The sequence below is a fragment of the Bifidobacterium sp. LH_491 genome (genome assembly GCF_056356495.1).
The window spans coordinates 1,509,215-1,532,945 of the sequence record NZ_JBKEUI010000001.1 but is presented as its reverse complement, the minus strand read 5'-3'; the positions used below and the strand labels follow the sequence as shown (position 1 = coordinate 1,532,945).

Here is a 23,731-nt window from a genome sequence, read left to right as displayed (position 1 = left end):
AGGTATTAGGCGTCGCGTCTGCGCGGGTGCGTTGGCGGCACGTGCCACATGAGTGGTTGTCGTCGGGCAGAACCGTTGCAACGCGGCGCCTTGCCGTAAGCAAAACCGTTTGTGTCGGCAAAACGACAGGTTGTGTGTTGGGGGATGCGCAACTTGCGGCTTCTTGGTTCACTGGAATTATCACAGTGCGGATCGGGCGCGGCGTCGCGTGCCACCGGTCGCTGAAGAAAAGGTGCAAGGGAGAACGTAATGAGACTTGAAGAGCTGTCGGTGGCCGAGCAGGCCACGATGCTGTCGGGTGCTTCGGAATGGGATTCGCGTGGCAACGTGCGCGCAGGCATTCCTAGTTTTGTCATGAGTGACGGCCCGCATGGTGTGCGTCGTCAATTGGGGGCGGGTGATCATCTGGGACTTGGCGCGTCCAAGCCGGCCACATGTTTCCCTACGGCGGGCACGGTGGCTCAGTCGTGGGATCCATCGCTGGCTCGCACGATGGGTGAGGCCTTGGGGCAGGAGGCCCATGATCTGGATGTTAACGTGCTGTTGGGCCCTGGCCTGAACATCAAGCGCAATCCTTTGTGTGGCCGTAATTTTGAGTATTATTCCGAAGATCCGCAGGTGGCTGGGCGCATGGCTGCCGGTTTGATTTCCGGTATCCAAAGCCGTGGCGTGGCGGCTTGCCCGAAGCATTTTGCGGTGAACAGCCAGGAATTGCGGCGTCAGGCCTCCAATAGCGTGGTTGACGAGCGCACGATGCGCGAGTTGTATTTGACGGCATTTGAGATTGCCGTGCGTGAGGCTGCTCCATGGACGATTATGACGTCGTATAACCAGATTAACGGCGTGTACGCGCATGAAAACAAACATCTGTTGCAGGATATCCTGCGCGATGAGTGGGGCTTCGACGGCATGGTAGTCTCCGATTGGGGCGGTTCGAATTCGGCGGTGGACGCTGTGCGTGCCGGCGGCTCGCTCGAGATGCCGTCGCCGGGTTACACCTCTGTGCGTGAACTGCAGGCCGCGGTACAGCAAGGCACGTTGTCGCAAGATGATATTGTTCGTCGCGCGACTGAAGTCGCGACAGTGGCGAAACGTACCCATGTCGAGGGTGTTGGTCGCGATGATTTGCTCTCTGACGAGGTTATCCGCCAGCATCATGAGGTGGCGCGCTTGGTCGCCGAGCAAAGTAGCGTACTGCTGCGCAATAATGGCGCGCTGCCGTTGGCTGCCGGCGCTCGCCTTGCAGTGGTCGGTGATATGGCTAAGCGGCCTCGTGTGCAGGGTTCTGGTTCATCGAAAGTGAATGCCACGCATGAGGAGAATTTGCTGGATGAGTTGCGTCGCAGCGCTGCCGTACAGGTTGCCGGCTATGCGCAGGGTTACAACCGTAATGGCGCTGCGGATTCTTCGCTGGTTGAGGATGCGGTGGCATTGGCTTCGCGTTCGGATGTCGATGTGGTGGTTGCTGTGGTCGGCTTGGATGAACGCAGCGAATCCGAGGGCTTGGATCGCTCGTCGATGACGTTGGCTTCCGTGCAGCATGATATGGTGCGTGCCCTTTGTGCCACGGGCAAGCCTGTGGTTGTAGTGCTGGTTGCTGGCTCGCCGGTGGAATTGCCGTGGGCAGACGAGGTGTCCGCGTTGTTGTACATTGGCTTGTCTGGACAGGCGGGCGCGTCCGCTGCGGTGCGTGTGTTGACGGGGGAGGTGTGTCCGTCGGGTCGCTTGGCGGAAACCTGGCCTATGTTTTACGCCGATGTGCCGAATGCCGAATGGTATCCTGCGGTGAGCCGTGACGCCGTGTATCGTGAGGGCCCGTTTGTCGGATACCGCTATTACAGCACAGCGAATGTTCCGGTTCGTTTCCCCTTCGGATATGGGTTGAGCTACGCCATGTTTGAGTATGGCAGTTTGGTGGCGGATGATTCCGGTGTGACGTTCACGGTTCGCAACACTTCTTCGGTGGCGGGCGCGGCGGTGCCGCAGCTGTACGTGCGTGGTCCGCGTGAAGGCGTGCTTCGTCCCGCCCTCGAATTGAAGGGCTTCGCTAAGGTGTGGCTGGAGCCTAACGAGAGCACGTTGGTGCATATTGACGTCGATCGGTATACCTTCCGTCATTTTGATGTCAACGAGGGCCGGTGGCGCATCGAAAGCGGCGAATGGACGATAATGGTGGGCGATAACGTGGAGGATATTCGTCTGTCGTCCACGATGATGATCGCCGGCACAGTTGACGCCCGGCCTGCAGATCCTGCGTTGGGTGCGTATCTGACTGGTGATGTCAAGCATGTCACTGACGCGCAGATGGCGGTGCTGTTCGGTCACGAAGTATCCACGAGCGCGGTACCCACCACCTTTGGTGCCAACGATCCGATTCGTGACTGGGTGCATTCTCGCGGTTGGCTGGCTCGCACGATTGCGCGCACATTGTTGCGTCGTGAGGCAAAGCTGCGTGAGAAGAATGGCGCGCCGGATTTGAACACGTTGTTTGTGATGAACATGCCCCCTCGTGCGATGAGCAAAATGACGCAGGGCATGGTCGACGGCGCGATGGTTGATGCCATCGTCGCCATTGCCAACGGCAAGACGCTTCGCGGTGCGGTGTCGTTGCTGGGTGCTTTTTTCCGTAATCGCTCCGCAAACGCTCGTACTGCCAAGGAGGTGCAGCATGTCTAATAATGATCATGTCTCGTCGCAGCCCGATTCGTCGGGGAAGAAGGATGCCGGCCCGATTCGTCGTTGGATCGTAGCACACCCGAATATTTGGGAATTCATTCTCTTCAATGTGTTGTCGAATATTTCGACGGTGACGCGTTTCGTCGTGGCATGGATCGGCACGGCGGTATTCGTGAGTGCATTGGGCTTGACCGAACCGTTCAGTTTCCTGATTTTCAACTACACTTCGTCTGGTTCCAACGGTCTTGGCGGCTTTTTGACGTTCCTGTTCGCTGAAGTGCTGGCCCAGGTGGTCAACTTCATCGTGCAGAAGACGTGGGTGTTCAAGTCGAACGCGGACGCGGCGCAGGCCGCTGGCAAGTACGCGATTTTGGCGGTAATCATTGTGGTGGTGAACCTGGTGCTGCCAGGTTATGTCACCGCGATGTGCATGGGCTGGGGGCTGAACGCTGGTATTGCCGCAACGGCCGCGTCCATCGTGAACACGCTGCTCGCGGTGGTGGTGAGCTACCCGCTGCTGAAGTTCTGGATTATGCCGAAGCGTTAATGCTGGGGAAGACCACGGTAAGCGTAAACCAGTGATCTTCCGTATGAATACTGACCTCTCCGCCATATTGCTCTGCAATATGGCGGATTGATTTTACGCCGTATCCATGTTGCTCGGGCTTGATGTGTTTGGTGGTGCGCAGGTTGCCGGCATGGTCTCGTTCAAGCGGCTTGACGTAATAGTTTTCCACCCGCATCACCGTGAATTGTCCTTGCTGGTACAGTGCGAGTTTAATGAGTCGATGGTCAATTTCCTGCACGCGCATGGCGGCTTCAATGGCATTATCTAAGGCATTGCCGAAGAGCGAGGCAATATCCAGCGACGACATGCCGTCGAGAAGCTTACCGTCTGCGACTGTGGTGAGCACAATGTGTTCCTCTGCGCATAGCCGTGCTTTGGTAGTGAGCATAACATCCAACACGGGGTTGCCGCTGTGATGTTGGTCGCTATAGCGTTGCACGGCAGCTTCCAATTGGATGAACCCCTGCTCTCGCCGTTCAGGATCAACCTGTGCTCGTAATGCTGTAATTTGGTGTTTGAGGTCGTGGGAGATTCGTGCAAGGGTTTCGATATTGGCTTTGGACTGCAGATATTCCTGATGTTGACTGGTGAGCTGGGTATTAATTGAGTCCAGTTCGGCGCGTGCGGCTAGGTGTTGGGCTTGTTCCTGTTGGGCATACAGTACGACGAAGCCACAGCAATCCACGAGTGTGCGGATATAGAACACTTCTTGGTCGACCGTACCGGAAAAAGGCGTATTGGTGGAGACAAAACTCAGATTACTCATGGCGAAGGTGACCACCATGATGATGAGCGATGTTGCTGTGGGGGTGGCGGCGAGCGTGTGTAGGTTGCCGCTGGCGAAATTGCGGCGTTCGAGAAGCCACGCGAGGAGAAAACATCCGGCGTACGTGGCGATAAGGAGGAATGCCAACTCCCATGAGTCGCTCACTGTATGTGTGGGGGCTATGAACGTAGCCAATTGCCAGTGTAATGAGGCGACCAATTCGGCGAGCACAAAGGCTCGGGCGGTGATGTACAGACTTTCTGCAAAGCTCCGTGTGTCAGAGTAATGGATGATGCCCAACATACTGAATGCCGCGGCTAACATTCCAAAAATCCACAAGGTCAGAGGAAGTGCGCCGGCGATGTATTGGACGGCAATCATTACCGGCAATCCGATGCCTAGTGCCACAGTAGTGCGGAGGCTACTGGACCGCCGAGGCACTGCGGTAGCATACACTAGGCAGGCAGCCCATTCACAAATACCGGTATATAGTCGAGGGATGTCTGGCAGAGCGTTGGTGATACTGGTCATGCGCGTATGCCTCCCAAATATTCGGTGAGCGCATTCATGAATGCTTTTTTGCGGGGGCGACTTATGCGCAGTTGTGTACCATTGGACAGCAGGCAATCTTGATCTTCGACGCCTTGTACATGCCGTAGATTAACTAGATAGCAGGAATTGCAGCGAAAGAAGTTGGCACCGCCTAGTTCCGCTTCCCATGTTTTTAAAGTGCCGGTGATGTTGATTCGTTCGTTAGACAGATGCAGAATGATTGTATGCCTGATGGATTCGATGTACAGAATATCTGCGAGGTTGAGACGCGTGCGGCGTTGGCCTGTCTCTACTAAAATTGCGGCGCTATCATTATGCTCGATTGCTCGTATGGATCGGTCTATTTCCTGGCTAAACGCGAAATAGGGGACGGGTTTGAGTAGGTAGGACAGTGCTCCCACCTCGTACCCGCTGATGGCATACTGCGGTGCTGCAGTGATGAAAATAATGGAAACTCCGGAATCCTGCTTACGGATGATTTTCGCGGCCTCCATACCATTCAGAGTCCGCATTTCAATATCCAGCAACAAGATGTCGTAAATGGGGGTGTATCGTTCCACAATATCACTGCCGTCTGTGAACACCGATACGGTGCAGCGACGATTACGTTCCTCTTGATAGCGGTTCAGATGGTCAAGGACCTGCTGGCAACTTGTAGGATCATCCTCGACGACGGCAATGCGAATATCGCGCATCATGTTCCTCCTGGCTGCTGTGTGAACTCCATGATAGAGCGTCACGTGGTACGAGGCGACCACAGGACATGTCGGACGTCAGGAAGAAGTGGATTATTTATGCCATATGGCAGTAGTTTGGCGTCGTGTTACACCGTTCGGCGCCACGAGTTTGCGCTGTGGCCCATGAAGCGGGTTCGCAAGGCGCTGTAATGCCAAGGAGGCAGCTGTCGCGGCAATCGTTGCGGGCATGGTAGACACGTTGGAAACAGGGGTTGGGAAGGCGGCTGCCGAATCATCTGAGCAGTGGGCAATGACTGATACATCATGGCCTGGTGTGAGATTATGTTGCGCCAGATACCATAATACCCACTGCAGGACGCGCGGCTGACGGACGATAATGCCGAGACGGTCGTCCGCGTGAGTTAGCAACTGATCTGCAGATGCAACGAAACCATGCCAGTCCGACGTCATACGGGGAACAACGCAGTAGTCAAGATGGGTGCGCTCGCATGCTTCGCTGATGCCCGCGTAGAATTCGCGAATGAAGGCCATATTTTCGTTGATGTTTGTATCACTGCTGGAATCTGCGTCGGTGAGCGATTCGCCGACAACGGCAACATGGCGATGCCCTGTTGCCGCCAATTCTTCAACAGCGCTGATTGCCGCCGCTCGAGCATCCAAATCGACCAAATCAAGGTCCAGCGCATCTTTGGGCCGTCCGATAAGGACCGTGGGCTGCGGGAGCCGTGTTGCAATTGGTATGCGCGCATCATCCATGGTGATATCCATCAGAATGAATGCATCGCATAGTGATCTGGCGGAAAGCCTTTGCATGTCGGAGGTATCGTGGCTGTCCGTGTTGATGATGACGTCATAGTCATGCTTTGCTGCGGCTTGGGCGATGGCATCGATATACGGGGTGGTTTCGTTTGCATCCGTGGTGGCGTGCATAGACACGAATAGTGCCAAAATATGGGTACGTGACGTGCGTAGAATACGGGCGCTTGCATTGGGGTGGTATTGCAACGCCTGCATGGCGTCGAGCACTCGCTTGCGAGTTGCGGGAGCGACGGTGGATTTTCCGTTGATAACGAAGGAGACGGTGGTTTGTGACACTCCCGCCAGAGCCGCAACATCTTTGCTGGTGGGCGGTTTGCTTCCCGTGCATGCTGTGGGGCGTGCCATGTGTACTCCTTTCCGTTCTCCTTGACGTGTATTGTCACGTTGGGTGGAAGCCTCTGCAGAGGCTTCCACCCAACGCATGTCCTACTGTACTCGTCGGAAGCGGGGCAACCGCGCCAATGGAGCTTCGACGGTTAGCCGGACTGGTCCTTCGATGTGTTCATCAGTATCGGATATCCAAGTGCCTTCTGGTATAGCCACGATTCGGCTGGTGGCGCCTTGCTCGAGTACGGGAGCGACAATGAGTTCATCGCCGACCATGAACTGATCGGTGACATCATCCATGTCGGCATAGTGGTAGGCCATTGGGCGGATGATAGGATCACCGTGCGTGGCGGCCTGTTGCGCCAGCTCGATAATATGAGGCAGTTCTTCGTCGCGAATGCGTAACGTGTCCATGACAATGGCGAGATGCTGCTCGTCGAGTACCCGTGCCGGCGCTACGGAGAACTGCATCATTGGCGACAGCGCAGCAATTTGCGCGTATCGTACGAAAAATTCCTGATCGTAGCCGTGAGCTTTGGCATCGCGCATGGATTCGATTTCGCCGCCACCAATCATGTCCGGACAGACGAAGGCGTGCCCCATCATACTCTGTGCAAGCATTTCCGGAATGAGGGAACCAATGCCTTGTTCATTCCACAGCGGCGGTTTATCTTGTAAACGCTGCGCCAGGGGTTGTCCGGCCATTTTCCAGCAAGCACGGAATTCATTGAATGGGTACCGCAGGCCAATGCGGGCCCAGCGTTCGCAGAAATCTTCTGGGGCCAGTGGGGCGTAAGAGATGTCGTCGGGATGGAAATCATAGAAATCAGCGCCATCAAACTTGAAGCCGTCCACGCCTAGTGCGCGCAGGTCATCGAGTTTCCCGCAGATCCAATCAATGGCATCCGGGTGAGACAGATCCAGTACTGCGCTCAGTCCGTTCCACCATCGGCGAATAGCAATTTTGCCAGTATGGTCGCGGATGAGAAGACCATGGGCCTCCAATTCACGGAACTCTGGCGAATCTGGGCTAATGAACGGGACGAGCCATACCATTACGCTGAAGCCCTGTTCGTGGAGCCGGTCAATCATTCCTTGTGGGTCTGGGAAATGGCTGGTGTCAAACGTCCAATTGCCGTAATCGGGAGACCACTTGTCGTCGATCATGATAATTCCGGCGGGCATGCCAGAATCGACGAATTGCTTGGCGTACTGTTCCACGGCTTTTTGCGTGGGCTCATAGGGCATTTCAATCCAGGTATTGTATTGAGGCTTGTTCAACATGTCGATAGCGACGGTTTTCCCCGATGGCGGGAAATGTGCTGCGCAAGCGGCATGGTAGGCATCTTGAAGAGTGCCCTGCGTGTCAGATCGATCCAGATTGCCTGCATGGTTGATGACGAGTTCCGATGTGGTGAATGTGAATGTGAATGCCGTGTCCGACCAGATGTATCGTCCGCGAGTTGACAGTAGCAATGGCGCGACTTGGTTAGAGGCCTCGGGAAGTTGCCTGGGTTCCTCGTGCCAAGCGGCGAGATCTTTGGTAAATGTTTCATCCTTCCCATAGGGCATGTGCCGGGCGTCGGCGACGGCACCGCCCCACCAGCGTTCGCCAGGCAACAAGGGAATGGTGGTTTGTGTAGTGGGCGACGCCGACTGCTTCGTTGCAGCGTCACGTCCTGTAGCGTTCATGGCTTTCTCCTAGACCCTAAAATATGAAGACGCAATCAATTACGTAGTGGGTAATACGTATTGACTCAGTATAAGAGAATTCCCTCGACTTGCCAACTGGAATCGTGTTTTTTTATTTTTTCCATGGGCGTGTCGAATTTTTGTTATCGATAACAAAAGCTGATAATTAAGCCATTTGAAGAGTTATTGTAAGAATGACATCATCGCTGTATTGCGTCATTTGCCGAGTTGTGGCATACTGAAGTCACGTATTTCCAATACGTATTAATTCTCTACGTCGAAGCGGACGTATAGGAAGAAAGGAAATCTCATGGGACGTACGACCTTCACGGCAGGCCGCGCCGCTTTGGCTTTGGGCGCTGCCGCAGCTTTGGTTCTGCCAATGGCTGCCTGCGGAAACACTGCCTCCGGCGGTGATGCCGTATCCATTTCATTCTATTCATATTTCAAGAAGAATCAGATTGGTTCGGTGGTCGACGCTTTCGAAAAGGCCAACCCGAACATCAAGATCGACGTGCAGTACGGTCAGGATTCCACTCAGTATCTGCAGACGCTGCAGACCCGCCTGTCGGGCGGCACCCCTCCGACGATCTTCAACATCACCATGGATAACCGCACTGATATCATGGAGGCCGGTCAGGCTTTGGACATCACGGGTGCAGACTTCCTTGATGGCATCGATCCGACGAACTTCACCCTGTTCCAGCAGGACGGCAAGACCTACGCCATGCCGGTGTCGGCTTGGGTGGGCGTGATGTTCTACAACAAGGACATCCTCAAGGAGGCCGGCTACACGGAGTTCCCCAAGACGTGGGACGACTTCATCGCCATGGGCAAGAAGATCAACGACATGGGCAAGACCGCCTTCCTCGAGGACTTCAACACCCAGCCCTCCGGCACGTTCGAGGCGCTGCTGGCCAGCAAGTACGCGGCCGACGGCAACGCCACGCAGGACGAGGTGATCTGGAACGGCAAGTCCACGTTCGCCAAGGAGTGGACGCCGGCGCTGCAGGAGTGGGACAAGGCCGTCAAGGCGGGCGTCATCCCGCAGAAGAGCGTCGGCCTGTCGGCCGACCAGGTCAAGCAGGAGTTCATCACGGGCAGCCTGGCCGTGATGCGTTCCGGCCCGTGGGACCTGCAGGACGTCAAGGACTCCGGCGTGAACTTCGGCGTGGCCGCGATGCCGGCGTACGGCGACGGCGAGCAGTGGATCAACGGCGGCCCGGACCAGGGCTTCGCGATCGCCGCCAAGGCGAGCAAGGAGCAGCAGGACGCCGCCAAGAAGTTCCTGGCCTACCTCAACAGCAAGGACGGTCTGAAGACCTTCACCAGCGCCGCTGGCACGTTGTCGCTGTCCAGCAAGTATCAGGCTGAACCGCCGGCTGAGTTGGCTGATGTTATCAAGGATTACTTCAAGACCAACAAGTTCTACTGGGTGAACTTCTCCAAGTCGCCGAGCGTCATGATGGCTGAGATGACCGCCCAGCAGCAGCAGCTGGTCCAGGGCAAGATCACGCCTGAGGATTTCGCGAAGGCGATGGACGCCAAGTGGGATACGGTCAAGTAAGACCTTCCTGTTGAACCTAATCCTATAAATGGTTGTGCGGTACGGTTGATGGCGTACCGCACAACGCAACTAGCTCGGGCGGGCATTCCTCCGTTGCCCGCCCAGCACTCCCGTTCGGCACTGACAGGCTACCGAGTTTGTCTCCCGTGTCGTTGAATCGCGCGGGACATGTTGTCATCTAAGTGGAAAGCAGTGATATGACTTCCGTAACTGTAGGGAACAGGCCGAAGCGGCGCACGGTCTCGGCATCGTTCGCTGAAAACATGGCGTCGTTCTGGTTCTTGTTGCCCATTATGCTGATCTTCTTGGTGCTGACGGTGATTCCGTTGGCGCAGTCGTTGTTCTATTCTTTCACGGATTACAACGGGTATTCGTCATCGTTTAAATTTGTTGGTTTTGACAAGTACAAAGAGATTTTCCAAGACGCCTCCTTGCTTTCGGCATTGGGTTTCACCCTTTTGTACGCCGTTACCGTAACGTTGATTGTCACGTGTTTAGCCATTCCGCTGGCGGTTACGCTGAATAAGGCCATGTGGGGCCGTAGCTTTGCTCGTTCCTTGTTCTTCTTCCTTGGCGTTCCGGCTCAGGCAATTATCGGTTTGATTTGGCAGTATATTTTTTCGCCGTTGGATAGTGGCGTTGCTAATAAGGTGTTGAACGCGCTGCATCTTCCTTCTGTCCAGTGGCTTGCACAAGACAATTGGGCTCGTTTCTGCGTAATTTTCGTGGCGGTTTGGATGCAGGTCGGTTGGCATGCCACATTGTATTTGGCGTATTTGCAGGCCATTCCCGCTGATTTGTACGAACAATCTCGCGTCGATGGCGCCAATTTCCGCCAGCAGTTCTTCAATGTGACGTTGCCACAGTTGACTCCAGGCATCGTGGTTTCGATGTTCCTGTTGATGACTGGCGCACTCAAGATTTACGATTTGCCTTATACATTGACTGCCGGTGGTCCTGGATATGCCACCAATACCATCACGCAAGCAATTATTTTGCGCGGTATCGGTCAATCTGACTATGGTTTGGGATCGGCGCTTTCAACACTGTTCACCATCGCGTGTGTGGCAGTTATCGCCGTACAGCTGGGCATTTCGAACATGGTGTCGAGGAGGTTCCAATGACACAGACACAGCGTGATCTCGTAGCTAAGATCATCCGTACTATCGTCGTGTTGGCGCTTGCTTTGCTGTGCGCCGTGCCGCTGTACTACTTGGTGATTAGTTCCTTCAAGTCTTCGGTGGATATGATTAAGAATCCGCTGGGGCTTCCTGAGAAGTGGCTGCTGTCGAATTATGCCGACGCATTTGCCGATGGCACTATTATCCGGGCGTTTATCAATACGATCGTCATCACGGTGATTGCGGTTGCCCTTCAGGTGTTCATTGGGTCACTGGCTGCTTATGGCATCATTCAGAAGAAGTCGAAGTTTACATTGGCTGTCGGCTCGGTGTTGATGGTGACGTTTGCGATTCCCGCACAGGCTACGCTGTTGCCGTTGTACAAGATGGAGTCCGCCTTGGGACTTACGAATAGCATCATTGGTTTGATTGCTTTGTACATGGGCAGCTGCGTGTTCTGCTACTTCCTTATCGTTGGATACATGAGGTCGTTGCCGCAGGAATTGTTTGAGGCTGCAAAGATTGATGGAGCTGGCCCGTTCCGTATCTATTGGAAGATTGTGTTGCCACTGATCCGCCCAATTCTTACGACAGTTGTGGTATTCCAGACAATGGGTACGTGGAACGACTTCCTCCTGCCGTCGGTATTCCTTTCTTCGACAGAGAAGCAGACGGTTGTTCTGCAGGTGTATAACGCGGTGCAGCAGTTCACTACCAACTGGCCGTTGTTCATGGCTACCACGGTGTTGGCTCTTCTTCCTGTATTCATCTTCTTCTGCTTCTGCCAGAAGTGGATTGTGTCCGGCCTTTTGGCTGGCTCAGTGAAGGGCTGATAGTTCCGTTGTTGATTACATATGGAGGTGGGCGGCTTTTCGAGCTGTCCGCCTCCATGTCTTTTGTGATAATATGACGTGTGACGATGTTGTCATATTGAGGGGCTATTCCAAGGTTGGGATAGATATGGCCATTTATTAATTGTGCATAATATCCATTATGTATAACACTGAAGATTACTGCGGGCCAATGAGGGCGAACATGCGAGGTATCTTCGAAATAGAAAGGAAAACCACGGCGATGAACCAACGATGGGCTCATGTGGCATGTGCAGGGATGCTATCCCTTGCAATGCTTGCGAGCGGAGTTCCGGCAGTCACTGCGGTGGCCAGCGTTACCGATAGTGGCGTATCAACTCTGGCGACTTCGGATAAGTGGTATCAAAAGATCGAGGCGGAGAATGGTCAGTTGGCGGGCACTGCCAAAACTGAGACGCCTGGCAATGTCTCTCCAGCCACCACTATGGTGAGTAATTTGGATGGCGGAGAGGATAAAGCTTCGCTGACGCTATCCATAACCGTGAATTTTGATGACGATGTACGCATGGTAGCGCATTATCGGTCTGGCGATAACCGCGCTTTGCAATATCGCGTCAACGATGGACAGACTGCCGGATGGGACGCTTTGAATAGTGGTAGTTGGAGTACCATGGCGGATTCTTCGGCGGTAAGCATCCACCTTAAGTCCGGAGAAAACACCATCAAGTTCTTTGCGAAAAATGGGCAAGACGCTCCAGGGCTTGATTACATCACTCTTTCGCGCAATGGTGGTACGGAAGCCGATTCGCCGGAGAACACCGCTCCGATTACAGTCAAGTTTGTCAATGGTGGAGAGACGCTCAAGACGTTCCAAAGCGCATTCAACGAGACCATAGGAAACGATCAGGTGCCCGAGTCTCCGAGCAAGAGTGGGTACGACTTCTTGGGTTGGTATTGGGGCCCTTCGTCAAACGCTGTCAAGTACGAGGGCGTATTCCCGATGGCTTTATCATCCATTCCTACCAATGTGCGTTCCTCGCTCGGCGACACACTGACCTTCACGGCGCGTTTTGGTCATAATACGGCTGCGAATCCGATTGAGAAGCCTGGGTATCGTTTGATTTTTGACGATGAGTTCAACGATACGCAATTGGATCAGAGCAAGTGGGTCAACAAATATCTGTCTTCATGGAGCAAGAACTGGGAACAGACCACGCAGCATACGGAATCGAATGGTGTGATGAGCCTGCAGATTACCGGCGATACTCAGCCTTGGTGTCCTGAATTCGATGGACAGACTGTTATCAGTGGTTTTACTACGGGGCAGCGTAATGGGTTGCATAACTGGAATGGCAACAATAAGGTGAGGAATCCCGCCGATACCGAGTTGACGCATATCAACCAGTATGGGTATTACGAGATGCGTATGAAGGGGCAGTCGGGGTCGTCGCGTCATAGCGCGTGGTGGCTGCTGGGCTTCCAGGACACGCCGGATGAGAGCGCCGAAATCGACATTTTCGAGGTGTTGGGCAAAGATGACCATCAGGTTCCGCCCGCATTGCACAAATGGAATGATACGGATGCGTTTACCGAGGGGCTGACCGCCTATACCAATAACGACAAGGATTTCAATAACGAGTATCACGTGTATGGATTCGATTGGCAGCAGGGGACCGGTTCGGGCAAGTATCCGGACAAGATTGTGTTCTACGTAGACGGCGTGAAGTATGCGGAACGTGATGTCAACATCGACTATCCGATGATCCAGCTGCTGTCGCTGTATGAGAAGCGTGCGGGTGGCTGGACCGGTGATTGGGAGTGGATGCCGTATCCGAACACGATGGACGTGGACTACGTTCGCGTCTATAAGAAGCTTCCCGAGGGGCAGGCGGCATTGCCGGAAAGCCAGTTGCATCCCACAAGTGTCATTGCTGAAAATCCAGTGATTGACCCGAGCGCTATTATGATGAAGACTTATGACACGAACGATGATGGTACACCGGATTATACGGAGAAGAATCTGCCGGGTACGAAGTCGTATGTGCGGGTGAATTGGAACGATGGCACGCAGACGCAGGAGCCCGTGACGTGGGATCCGATCACGGATCGGGATTTGGCGGATCTCAGTGCTGGTTTTCCGGTGACGAAGCAGGGTGTGGTGACGATTACGTCATTGTCTCAGCCGCGCAAGGAGACCACGCAGATGACCATTACGTCGGATGCTACGCCAGACCCGGTATATCCATTCAGCGCGCAAGGGTTGACCGCTGAAAATGGCAGCAGTGCACTGGCAAATTTATTCGATGGAATCAGTGATGACGGCAATAAAACCGGCGTGTTTACGTACAGTCAAGAGGACCTTAAGAACGAAAAGCTCGCTATTGACTACGATTTCGGTAAGCCTGTGAAGCTCACTGGCATTGATATGTACGCCAATTACGGTAACGACCAGGGAATCAAAAAGTTCAAGGTGGCGCTCTGGGACGATGCGACGCAGTCATGGCAGCGTTTGAAGGAAAACGGCACCGCCAACGATAAGGTATTTACGCTGAACTGGCAGACACAGTCAGATACCATCGAAAAACAGTCGGTGTCTTTTACTGGCACTACGGTGTCAGGGCAACATGCTGCCCGGGCGAAAGCCGGTGATGACAGTGGTTATATCACCAGCAAAGTGCGCATTATTCCGACAGACATCGGTAATACATGGGGTCATCTTGCCATGAGCGAGATTGCGTTTGAACAAAGCCCGTTGGCCTTACAATCACTCACGGTGACTCCGCCGACCAAGCGTGATTATGTGCTCGGCGAACCTCTAGATACCACAGGAATGGTGGTTACCGGTAATTACGAGGGCGGCGTGACTGCCGATGTGACGGCTTCGGCTCAGTTGAACGGATATGATGCCAACACGGTAGGCAAGCAAACCATCACCGTCACGGTAGGCGAACAACACACCACGTTCACCGTTACGGTGAGTGCTGATAAGACCGCATTGCGGGCGCTCATTGCTAAGGCTGCTTTGCTTAATCAGCGGGATTACACGGCCGATTCGTGGAAGCCGTTCGCCGAGGCGTTGGCTACGGCCCGAGCGCTTGCGGCTGATGCCACTGCATCGGCGAGCGATGTTGCCAATGCTCAGGGTGCTCTGCAAAAGGCGTTGGACGGGTTGCGCAACGTTTCGAACATTCCTCCCTCTGACGAGCCAAGTAAGGACAATTCCTCGGTAGGCGATTCGATTGACTCCAATCCGGCGCCACAAGCCGGCATCGGTCAGACGGGAGCCTCGGTGATGTCTGTGGCATTGCTATGTGCGGTATTGGTCATCGTCGCTGGTGTGGCACGTATTTCACGTCGCCATGTATAAGCAGCGGTGAGGCCTGAGATGGGGTTCCGGCGCACGATAGGGTTTGCCGGAACCCTTTTTTATGGAGAGGACCCGTACAAGCGATATATAGGGAGGGGGTGAGATTAGTCCGATGCAGTAGTGCGGCACGGCGATGATGCCGTGCGCGCAGGGATTCCATGAAGATCAAGAAAGGACAATGGAGTTGAAAAAGGGATCTTCTTTTGCGCTCGCGATCTTGACCGCGATTGCAATGATGGCAGGAAGTGTAACTCAGGCTGTTGCGTTGCCGCCTGCAACATCATCGAATGTAATGCAGACGGATGTTCGCCAGTATCGCGATGATGGGAAGGCTGACGTTTCGATGGAGTCGAAGTCTGCCGTGTATGGCGCAGACGATTATTCAGGATATCGCAATCTTGCCTCTGGTTCGACCGCGGTCATGAGTGTGGAGCCATATAATAATCCGCCTCACTTAGCGAGCCATGCGGTCGATGGGGATATTGCCACATTGGCTCAGGGCGATAGCGGACAGCCATTTGATTTGACCGTACGGTTCGCTGACGATAAGCCAGTGAGTTTCGATACGGTTACCGTTCAGGGAACAGACAATCCTGTATATCAATTCCGCTTGTCGTATCAGCAGTCACCCGATAGTCCGTGGAAAAGTCTTGTGGAACGCAAAACGACCGAGGAAGAGCGTGGTAATCCCATGTCCATTACCGTGCCGTTGGGCCAGGCGGTCACAGGCACGGCGGTGAAATTCGAAATGCTGGATGCCAAGACGTGGGTGTGCATCACGGAATTGGCGATATATAACACGTCAAAGCTCATGCCGGTGGAGGCGGATGTTCCGTCAGGTACGGTGGTGAAGGGCAAGAGGGTGGCCCTGTCCTCGCCGCAGTCCGGGACCGTTATTCATTACACGGTGGACGGCTCGACTCCTACTGTTCAGTCTGCGATATATGAGAAGCCCATTGAACTGGCTTCGGATGTCACGGTACAGGCTATAGCAGTTCAGGAAGGGAAGACCGATTCCGATATATCGAGTTGGCATTATCACGTGATTAACGTGGATATACAACCGAATACGACGTACTACGTGGATAGCACTGCTTCACAAGATGGGGACGGGACGAGAACGTCTCCTTTTAATTCATTGGATACTGTCAATGCAGTGAATTTCCTTCCTGGCGATAAGGTGTTGTTCAGAAAAGGTACGGAGTATCACGGTAGGTTGTTGATTGGCGATGGTACTCAAGCATTGTCTACAACCGGTGCTGGTAAGTCCGTGCCTGGTATGGATTCTGGAGAGCCGGGGAATCCGGTGGTGTTTTCGTCGTATGGCGATGGTGATCGCATGCCGAAGATCATTGCTAGCGAAGATCACATAGCTGGTCGTGAGGCGGTCTTGATTACGGATGCTCATGATGTCACGGTTGAAAATCTGGATATCAGCAACAAAGATGCGAATCAGTCGGATTACGCTAAGTACATTCGACGTGGCGTGGCCATCATGAATCACAATAATGGGAAGTTATCGAACATCACGGTGCGTGATAATTACATTCACGATGTTACTGGTCAGCCCGACGATGGTGGTAATCACGGCGGCGCAGCCGGTGTGATTATGGAGGTGTATTCCTTTACTCGTCTCGTGGTGCGTAATGGCGAATGGGCGCGTGACGCGAAATCGGTGGTGCCGGATGAATCAATGAAGCACCCGTCGTGGTTTGACAACACGCAGATTCTTAATAATCGGATTGAGAACGTCGACCGTTCCGGCATCAACGCTGCATCTGACTATAAGTGTCGTGAGGCTGTGGATTGGAATTACGACGATGGCTGCGATGCGACGCAGCGTAAGTATGCCCCATGGACCCCGTCGACTAATACGTTGATTGAAGGCAATCTTCTTGATGGCATTGGTGGAGATGGCATTGTTGTGCAAGAGGCTCAGGGAGCCGTCGTGCAGAATAACAAGGTTTTTCACGCGTCGCGCTCGTACAACCCGGGCAGTACCGCCGCTGTATGGGTGTGGAATGCGGATGATACGTTGTTCCAGCACAACGAAGTAGCGTATACCAGTAAACGTGACGGCAATAATGACGGTACCGCTTGGGATTTTGACTATGGTACGCGCAATACGGTGTATCAGTACAATTACAGTCACGACAACGCCGGGGGTGCTTTGTTGACCTGTGCGTGTGGTGGCCGGATGAGTCAAGCGGTGGGAGCTGTTTTCCGCTATAACGTTTCGGTTAATGATGGGGTGAATACGCAGGGGTGTGAAGGGTCGAAGGATTCTCACCGTCTCACCTTCCTTGCTGGTGTAAAGGATATGTCCTTCTATAACAACACGGTCGTTGCCCCGAAGATTGATGGCAAGTACCAGTTGGCGGTTCCTAGCGGGAGTGCCAATAGTGCGTTCTTTGCCAATAATCTCATCGTGGTTCCTAGCCCATTGGCCGATCAGACGGGATTGTCGCAGGATAGCTCAACGTCCACGTTGCGGTGGGGGAACAATGTGTTTGTCGGAGTAGAGAAGGATGGCTCTCGATGGCCTATCGTTTCAGGTGACACGAATACGTATGTGCCCCTGTCGGTATACCGGGCTGCTACTGGTCTAGATTTGGAGGGTGTTGCCAAGGGCGACTTTTCTACGTTGAAGATTGCCAGCCAATATACGTCTTCGAAGGGGCGGGCGATGGCGCCGGAGAATGTTACGGACTATGACGGCAATGAAGTCCCGTCTTGGTCGACACCTGATGTGGGTGCTTTCCAAACTACTAAGGTTAAGCGTGATTCTGGCGTGGTCGGTGATATGGCCCATGGGTCGAAGCGTGTGGTGGATGTTCCGGGTAACGCGGTGATTGCGGTGAGTTCCTATCCCGATCGTGAAGCTTCGTTGAGTGTTGGCATCAATAATGGGCGTGGTTTTGAACAGACGATTTCCGGCGCTGCGCAAGGTCGTGTGACATACGTGCGTACTGCCTCTGATTCCTCCCAATTGGTGTTGTCGTGTAGTGGATCCGGGGCATGCGCGGATGTGCGACTCCGTACGGTTGAGGACGCATTGTGGGATGGTTCGTTCGAGTCCTCGAACTGGAGCGCCAGTAGCTTGTCTCCGTGGACATATGGCACTAAGGATAATGTGCGGAATTATGACAATGGGTATCGAGCTCGCGATGAGTTGCGTAGTGCCTTGTCTGATCGTGACAAGGTTGCTGTTTCTGGTGACTATGCCGCAAAACTCGGAAAGAAGGATGCCTCCGACACCATTGACACGCAGGCTGTTACGCTGAATCAGCGAGCTATTTTGGTGCGTCCTGGGCAGTCGTATACGCTCAGTTTCTGGGCCATTCTTGGTCAGGAGCAAGATGCTGCGACGAGTCGGGGTGGGGAGCGTGCAATTACCGCATCGATTCGTTATCGGCAAGGCAATGATGGAACGGTTGCCGATAATGGCGGATTGTTCGACCAATATACGCGTCTGATAGCTTCGGCAACCTGTAGCGCCGGTGCCGCCGAACGCTACCGCACATACTGCTCGGTGGAGTTCACCGTTCCGCAGGATGCTGATCCCTCTGGAGCGGTATGGGTGAGTATCAGTCAGCCTGATCTTCAGTTGGCGGATGACAACGCTACATATATCGATAATGTGATCATGGCCAAAACTGTGTATCCGGCGCAGACTTCGCAGTTGAGCCTGGCTCTTCAGTCTGCGGCTCAGCTTCGTCAAGATAGGTATACGCCTGATTCATGGGCCGTATATGACGCGGCTTATCGTTCTGCCTCCGCAGTTTATTTCGATGCTTTATCCACGCAGCGGGAAGTTGATTCGGCGCTCGCGACGTTGCGCTCCGGTATCGAAGGTTTGCGGTTGGTCGGTGATGAATCGTATGGCGGAAACGATTCCGGTGGTGAGGGCGGACTTAACGGCGGTGGATTACGCTCCGATGGTGTAGATTCTGATAATACGTCGGCGGGGTCGCGTGTACGGCTGGCTCGCGGAGGTTCGAGCATCATGGCGGTAATGTGTTGCTCGGTGGTATTGATGTCTGCCGGACTGGTGTTGTCCAGAAGGGCGAAGAGACCTGTGTTGTAGTATGGCATGTGGCCCGAGAGGATTGCGAAGAGATACAGTCCTCTCGGGCCACATGTTTGTGGGGTGGATAGCGTTGTAGTTGATTCATTTCACGTTGTGCATTTAATTTGCTTGTGACTATTCATCCTGGTACACTCTCGTTTTTATGGTGCATAATAAATGATTATGTCTACTATTGTGGTAGATAGTCGTTAATGCATCATCGTTATGTAAGGCAGCTTATGTGTTTTGTGAAGGATTGACGAAATTCTAGTAGCTGAAAGGAATACGACAATGATGTTGCGTTCTTGGAAAAAAATATCATATGCGAGCGGTGTTGTTGTCGCACTGCTAGCCGTTGGAACAATGGGTGCTCAGACCGCGCTGGCCGGTGATGCATATTATGAAGGTGCTCATGCCGTTCGTGCAGCGTTGTCCGACACGGATCGGCAGTCTCCGGTTCGCGTGGTAATACGTACGGACGGTCATCCAGACGTGACCTTATCCAAGACATATGCCGACACCATTGCAGCGGATGAGGTCCCGGCACAGCCAACAAAGGATGGGTATGACTTCCTCGGCTGGTACTGGGGGCCATCTTCCGATCCCTCTAAATATGAGATGTTGTTTCCTTTTTCGCTATCTGCTATTCCGCAGAGTGTGAGGGATGCGCTTGGTGGCGTTATGGTGATCTCTCCACGTTTTGGTCATAATACGGCTGCGAATCCGATTGAGAAGCCTGGGTATCGTTTGATTTTTGACGATGAGTTCAACGGTACGCAATTGGATCAGAGCAAGTGGGTCAACAAATATCTATCCTCATGGACCACCACTCCCGAGCGTGCGGCGAATCATACAGTAGGTAATGGTGGCGTGAGCTTACGTATTGACCAAGATACCCAACCGTGGGATCCTGAGTTCGATGGACAGACTGTTGTAAGTGGTTTTACTACGGGGCAGCGTAATGGGTTGCATAACTGGAATGGCAACAATAAGGTGAGGAATCCCGCCGATACCGAGTTGACGCATATCAACCAGTATGGGTATTACGAGATGCGTATGAAGGGGCAGTCGGGGTCGTCGCGTCATAGCGCGTGGTGGCTGCTGGGCTTCCAGGACACGCCGGATGAGAGCGCCGAAATCGACATCATGGAAATTCAAGGGCGTAATGATCACAAAGTTCCCCCTGCGGTGCACGCTTGGGATGATGGAGATGCGTTCCCCTGGCTTTCAAGTCCCTCGTCGTATACGAATAATGACAAGGATTTCAATAACGAGTATCATGTGTATGGGTTCGATTGGCAGCAGGGGACCGGTTCGGGCAAGTATCCGGACAAGATTGTGTTCTACGTAGACGGACAGCAGTATGCGCAGATGAACGTTAACATTGACTATCCGATGATCCAGCTGCTGTCGCTGTATGAGAAGCGTGCGGGTGGTTGGACCGGTGATTGGGAGTGGATGCCGTATCCGAACACGATGGACGTGGACTACGTTCGCGTCTATAAGAAGCTTCCCGAGGGGCAGGCGGCATTGCCGGAAAGCCAGTTGCATCCCACAAGTGTCATTGCTGAAAATCCAGTGATTGACCCGAGCGCTATTATGATGAAGACTTATGACACGAACGATGATGGTACACCGGATTATACGGAGAAGAATCTGCCGGGTACGAAGTCGTATGTGCGGGTGAATTGGAACGATGGCACGCAGACGCAGGAGCCCGTGACGTGGGATCCGATCACGGATCGGGATTTGGCGGATCTCAGTGCTGGTTTTCCGGTGACGAAGCAGGGTGTGGTGACGATTACGTCATTGTCTCAGCCGCGCAAGGAGACCACACAAATGACTATCACGCCGAGTAACGCCACGATGGCATCGCGACGGTATTCAGTTGAGGGCATGGAACCGAGTTGGGGTTCTGCGGTGGATAACCTGTTTGATGGAAACATCGTGAGCTATCGTAGAACAGGGGAGTTCACATATGACGCTGATGCCCTATCTCAAGGCAAGATTGGGATTAGTTATGATTTCGGCGCACCCACTGATGTGACCGGGGTGGAGCTGTATGGCAATTATGGCGCTGATCAGGGCATCAAACAATTTAAGATTGCTGCGTGGGATGAGCGTGACGCTTCATGGCATGTGCTGCAGCAAGACGGTGCGGACCGTTTGTTCTCGGTGTCGTGGGCAACTGAGCATGATGCTATCGAACGGCAGTGGTTGCCGTTGGGTGGTCAAGGGATCCATACCTCCCGGATTCGTCTGATTCCTACGGAAGTTGGCAATCGTTGGGGACATCTTGCAATGAGTGAAATACATTTTGTGACAAGTCGCGGATAGGTGTTTCTGTCGCTAAGTTGGTCCCGAGGACAGGTATCACTGATCCTTTGCATTTGCGGGTTGCTTTGCCAAGTATACGGCGAGTAACCCGCATTTGTTATGTTCCTTGCTAGTTCTGGGATACCTGAGCGGTAACCGGTGCGAAAGATGAGTCAACATGTAGGAATCGGAACACAATGAACACAATGAACTGAAGCGTTACGCATGTTGTTAGGTGCACAATACGTACTAGCTGTTGTGTTTTCGACACGCCGTGTTTGGGTTGGTTTTCCGGGGGTTTGTGGTGTTTTTTGGTGGGTGGGGTTGCGTGGGGCGTTCGGGTGGTGTAGGTTGTTTTCTTGCTGCCCGGCGCTGGCCGCTTGTTCCTGCGGGGTTTCCGGTGTGGTGGTGGTTTGAGAACTCAAGAGCGTGTTTGTACTACTTCTTTATAGTCAATGATTGCCAGTCCGCTGTCCGCCCGGTGTTCGGCCGGGTCCGTTGGTTCGGTTTGATGGATGGCGGGGTTTTTGTGCGTTACCCTTTCCTTATAAGGGTTTCGTCTTTTTCTTATTTGGAGCCTTTGTGTTCCTTTCATAGTTTTTTGTGGAGGGTTCGATTCTGGCTCAGGATGAACGCTGGCGGCGTGCTTAACACATGCAAGTCGAACGGGATCCCTGGCAGCTTGCTGCCGGGGTGAGAGTGGCGAACGGGTGAGTAATGCGTGACCAACCTGCCCCATGCTCCGGAATAGCTCCTGGAAACGGGTGGTAATGCCGGATGTTCCGCGTGAGCGCATGCGATCGCGGGAAAGCGTCTGAGCGGCGTGGGATGGGGTCGCGTCCTATCAGCTTGTTGGTGGGGTGATGGCCCACCAAGGCTTCGACGGGTAGCCGGCCTGAGAGGGCGACCGGCCACATTGGGACTGAGATACGGCCCAGACTCCTACGGGAGGCAGCAGTGGGGAATATTGCGCAATGGGCGGAAGCCTGACGCAGCGACGCCGCGTGCGGGATGACGGCCTTCGGGTTGTAAACCGCTTTTGTCGGGGAGCAAGCCTTCGGGTGAGTGTACCCTTCGAATAAGCGCCGGCTAACTACGTGCCAGCAGCCGCGGTAATACGTAGGGCGCAAGCGTTATCCGGAATTATTGGGCGTAAAGGGCTCGTAGGCGGTTCGTCGCGTCCGGTGTGAAAGTCCATCGCTTAACGGTGGATCTGCGCCGGGTACGGGCGGGCTGGAGTGCGGTAGGGGAGACTGGAATTCCCGGTGTAACGGTGGAATGTGTAGATATCGGGAAGAACACCAATGGCGAAGGCAGGTCTCTGGGCCGTTACTGACGCTGAGGAGCGAAAGCGTGGGGAGCGAACAGGATTAGATACCCTGGTAGTCCACGCCGTAAACGGTGGACGCTGGATGTGGGGCCCTTTCCACGGGTTCCGTGTCGGAGCTAACGCGTTAAGCGTCCCGCCTGGGGAGTACGGCCGCAAGGCTAAAACTCAAAGAAATTGACGGGGGCCCGCACAAGCGGCGGAGCATGCGGATTAATTCGATGCAACGCGAAGAACCTTACCTGGGCTTGACATGTTCCCGACGGCCTCGGAGACGGGGCTTCCCTTCGGGGCGGGTTCACAGGTGGTGCATGGTCGTCGTCAGCTCGTGTCGTGAGATGTTGGGTTAAGTCCCGCAACGAGCGCAACCCTCGCCCTGTGTTGCCAGCGGGTCGTGCCGGGAACTCACGGGGGACCGCCGGGGTTAACTCGGAGGAAGGTGGGGATGACGTCAGATCATCATGCCCCTTACGTCCAGGGCTTCACGCATGCTACAATGGCCGGTACAGCGGGATGCGACATGGCGACATGGAGCGGATCCCTGAAAACCGGTCTCAGTTCGGATCGCAGTCTGCAACTCGACTGCGTGAAGGCGGAGTCGCTAGTAATCGCGGATCAGCAACGCCGCGGTGAATGCGTTCCCGGGCCTTGTACACACCGCCCGTCAAGTCATGAAAGTGGGTAGCACCCGAAGCCGGTGGCCCAACCCTTGTGGGGGGAGCCGTCTAAGGTGAGACTCGTGATTGGGACTAAGTCGTAACAAGGTAGCCGTACCGGAAGGTGCGGCTGGATCACCTCCTTTCTACGGAGTTTTCTTTTGGCCGTTCCGGCGGTCCGGCGTGGTGCCGGGCGGGGATGGCCTGCTGGTGTGGAAGAGATCGTTGGCTTGTGGTGGTATGGGCATGCTTTTGGGTTCCCGGACCGTCCGCCTTGGGTGGTTTCGGGGCGGGCGCGTCGGTTTCCTGGCTTGTTTTGGGGCCTGGGGGTTGGCGTGCGTCGCGTGGTGGTTTGAGAACTGGATAGTGGACGCGAGCGAGAATCTTTGTGGTTCTTG

The 23,731-nt window shown here is 54.2% G+C and carries 12 protein-coding genes and 1 rRNA gene; 9 read left to right on the top strand and 4 right to left on the bottom strand.

All coding sequences use genetic code 11. From position 1 onward, the window contains the following. Positions 1–249: 249 nt before the first annotated feature. Both AC1AWK_RS05950 and AC1AWK_RS05945 read left to right on the top strand, forming a co-directional pair. Positions 250–2,676: a glycoside hydrolase family 3 C-terminal domain-containing protein gene (locus tag AC1AWK_RS05950; protein WP_476568954.1), complete on the top strand. Its 2,427-nt coding sequence runs from the start codon at positions 250–252 to the stop codon at positions 2,674–2,676. Beyond that, the gene (locus tag AC1AWK_RS05945; RefSeq protein ID WP_476568953.1) at positions 2,669–3,223 is read left to right on the top strand and encodes a GtrA family protein; all 555 of its coding nucleotides are present in this window, start codon (positions 2,669–2,671) and stop codon (positions 3,221–3,223) included. Before AC1AWK_RS05950 ends, AC1AWK_RS05945 begins: the two co-directional genes overlap by 8 nt. On the opposite strand, the gene AC1AWK_RS05940 is transcribed toward AC1AWK_RS05945, so the two are convergent. The 4 genes from AC1AWK_RS05940 to AC1AWK_RS05925 form a co-directional block, all read right to left on the bottom strand. After that, complete coding sequence (locus AC1AWK_RS05940) at positions 3,207–4,541, bottom strand: ATP-binding protein (protein ID WP_476568952.1); 1,335 nt, start codon at positions 4,539–4,541, stop codon at positions 3,207–3,209. The two genes, AC1AWK_RS05945 and AC1AWK_RS05940, sit on opposite strands and share 17 nt — an antisense overlap. Then, a complete protein-coding gene (locus AC1AWK_RS05935) occupies positions 4,538–5,260 on the bottom strand; it encodes a LytR/AlgR family response regulator transcription factor (protein WP_476568950.1) in 723 nt (240 codons plus the stop codon). The genes AC1AWK_RS05940 and AC1AWK_RS05935 overlap by 4 nt, the downstream gene beginning before the upstream one ends. A 90-nt stretch (positions 5,261–5,350) precedes the next feature. Then, entirely contained in the window at positions 5,351–6,424 is a 1,074-nt protein-coding gene (locus AC1AWK_RS05930; RefSeq protein WP_476568948.1) for a LacI family DNA-binding transcriptional regulator, read from the bottom strand. A gap of 81 nt (positions 6,425–6,505) precedes the next feature. Continuing rightward, positions 6,506–8,098: a glycoside hydrolase family 31 protein gene (locus AC1AWK_RS05925; RefSeq protein ID WP_476568946.1), complete on the bottom strand. Its 1,593-nt coding sequence runs from the start codon at positions 8,096–8,098 to the stop codon at positions 6,506–6,508. A 310-nt stretch (positions 8,099–8,408) separates the two neighbouring features. Here AC1AWK_RS05925 and AC1AWK_RS05920 point away from each other — a divergent pair, with 310 nt between their 5' ends. The 7 genes from AC1AWK_RS05920 to AC1AWK_RS05890 all read left to right on the top strand — a co-directional run bounded on the left by AC1AWK_RS05920 (position 8,409) and on the right by AC1AWK_RS05890 (position 23,479). After that, positions 8,409–9,665 carry an ABC transporter substrate-binding protein gene (locus tag AC1AWK_RS05920; protein ID WP_476568944.1) on the top strand — a complete coding sequence of 419 codons (1,257 nt, stop codon included), beginning with the start codon at positions 8,409–8,411 and terminating at the stop codon, positions 9,663–9,665. A gap of 197 nt (positions 9,666–9,862) precedes the next feature. Next, a complete protein-coding gene (locus AC1AWK_RS05915) occupies positions 9,863–10,789 on the top strand; it encodes a carbohydrate ABC transporter permease (protein ID WP_476568942.1) in 927 nt (308 codons plus the stop codon). Then, a complete protein-coding gene (locus tag AC1AWK_RS05910) occupies positions 10,786–11,619 on the top strand; it encodes a carbohydrate ABC transporter permease (protein ID WP_476568940.1) in 834 nt (277 codons plus the stop codon). The genes AC1AWK_RS05915 and AC1AWK_RS05910 overlap by 4 nt, the downstream gene beginning before the upstream one ends. 292 nt (positions 11,620–11,911) lie before the next feature. After that, positions 11,912–14,965 (top strand): family 16 glycosylhydrolase, encoded by a 3,054-nt coding sequence (locus AC1AWK_RS05905; RefSeq protein ID WP_476568938.1) that lies wholly within the window; start codon positions 11,912–11,914, stop codon positions 14,963–14,965. 232 nt (positions 14,966–15,197) lie between these two features. Continuing rightward, the gene (locus tag AC1AWK_RS05900) at positions 15,198–19,052 is read left to right on the top strand and encodes a chitobiase/beta-hexosaminidase C-terminal domain-containing protein (RefSeq protein WP_476568936.1); all 3,855 of its coding nucleotides are present in this window, start codon (positions 15,198–15,200) and stop codon (positions 19,050–19,052) included. A 345-nt stretch (positions 19,053–19,397) separates the two neighbouring features. Next, on the top strand, positions 19,398–21,371 hold the full coding sequence (locus AC1AWK_RS05895; RefSeq protein WP_476568934.1) for a family 16 glycosylhydrolase: 1,974 nt from the start codon (positions 19,398–19,400) through the stop codon (positions 21,369–21,371). A gap of 579 nt (positions 21,372–21,950) precedes the next feature. Further along, positions 21,951–23,479, top strand: a 16S ribosomal RNA gene (locus tag AC1AWK_RS05890). Positions 23,480–23,731: the final 252 nt, after the last annotated feature.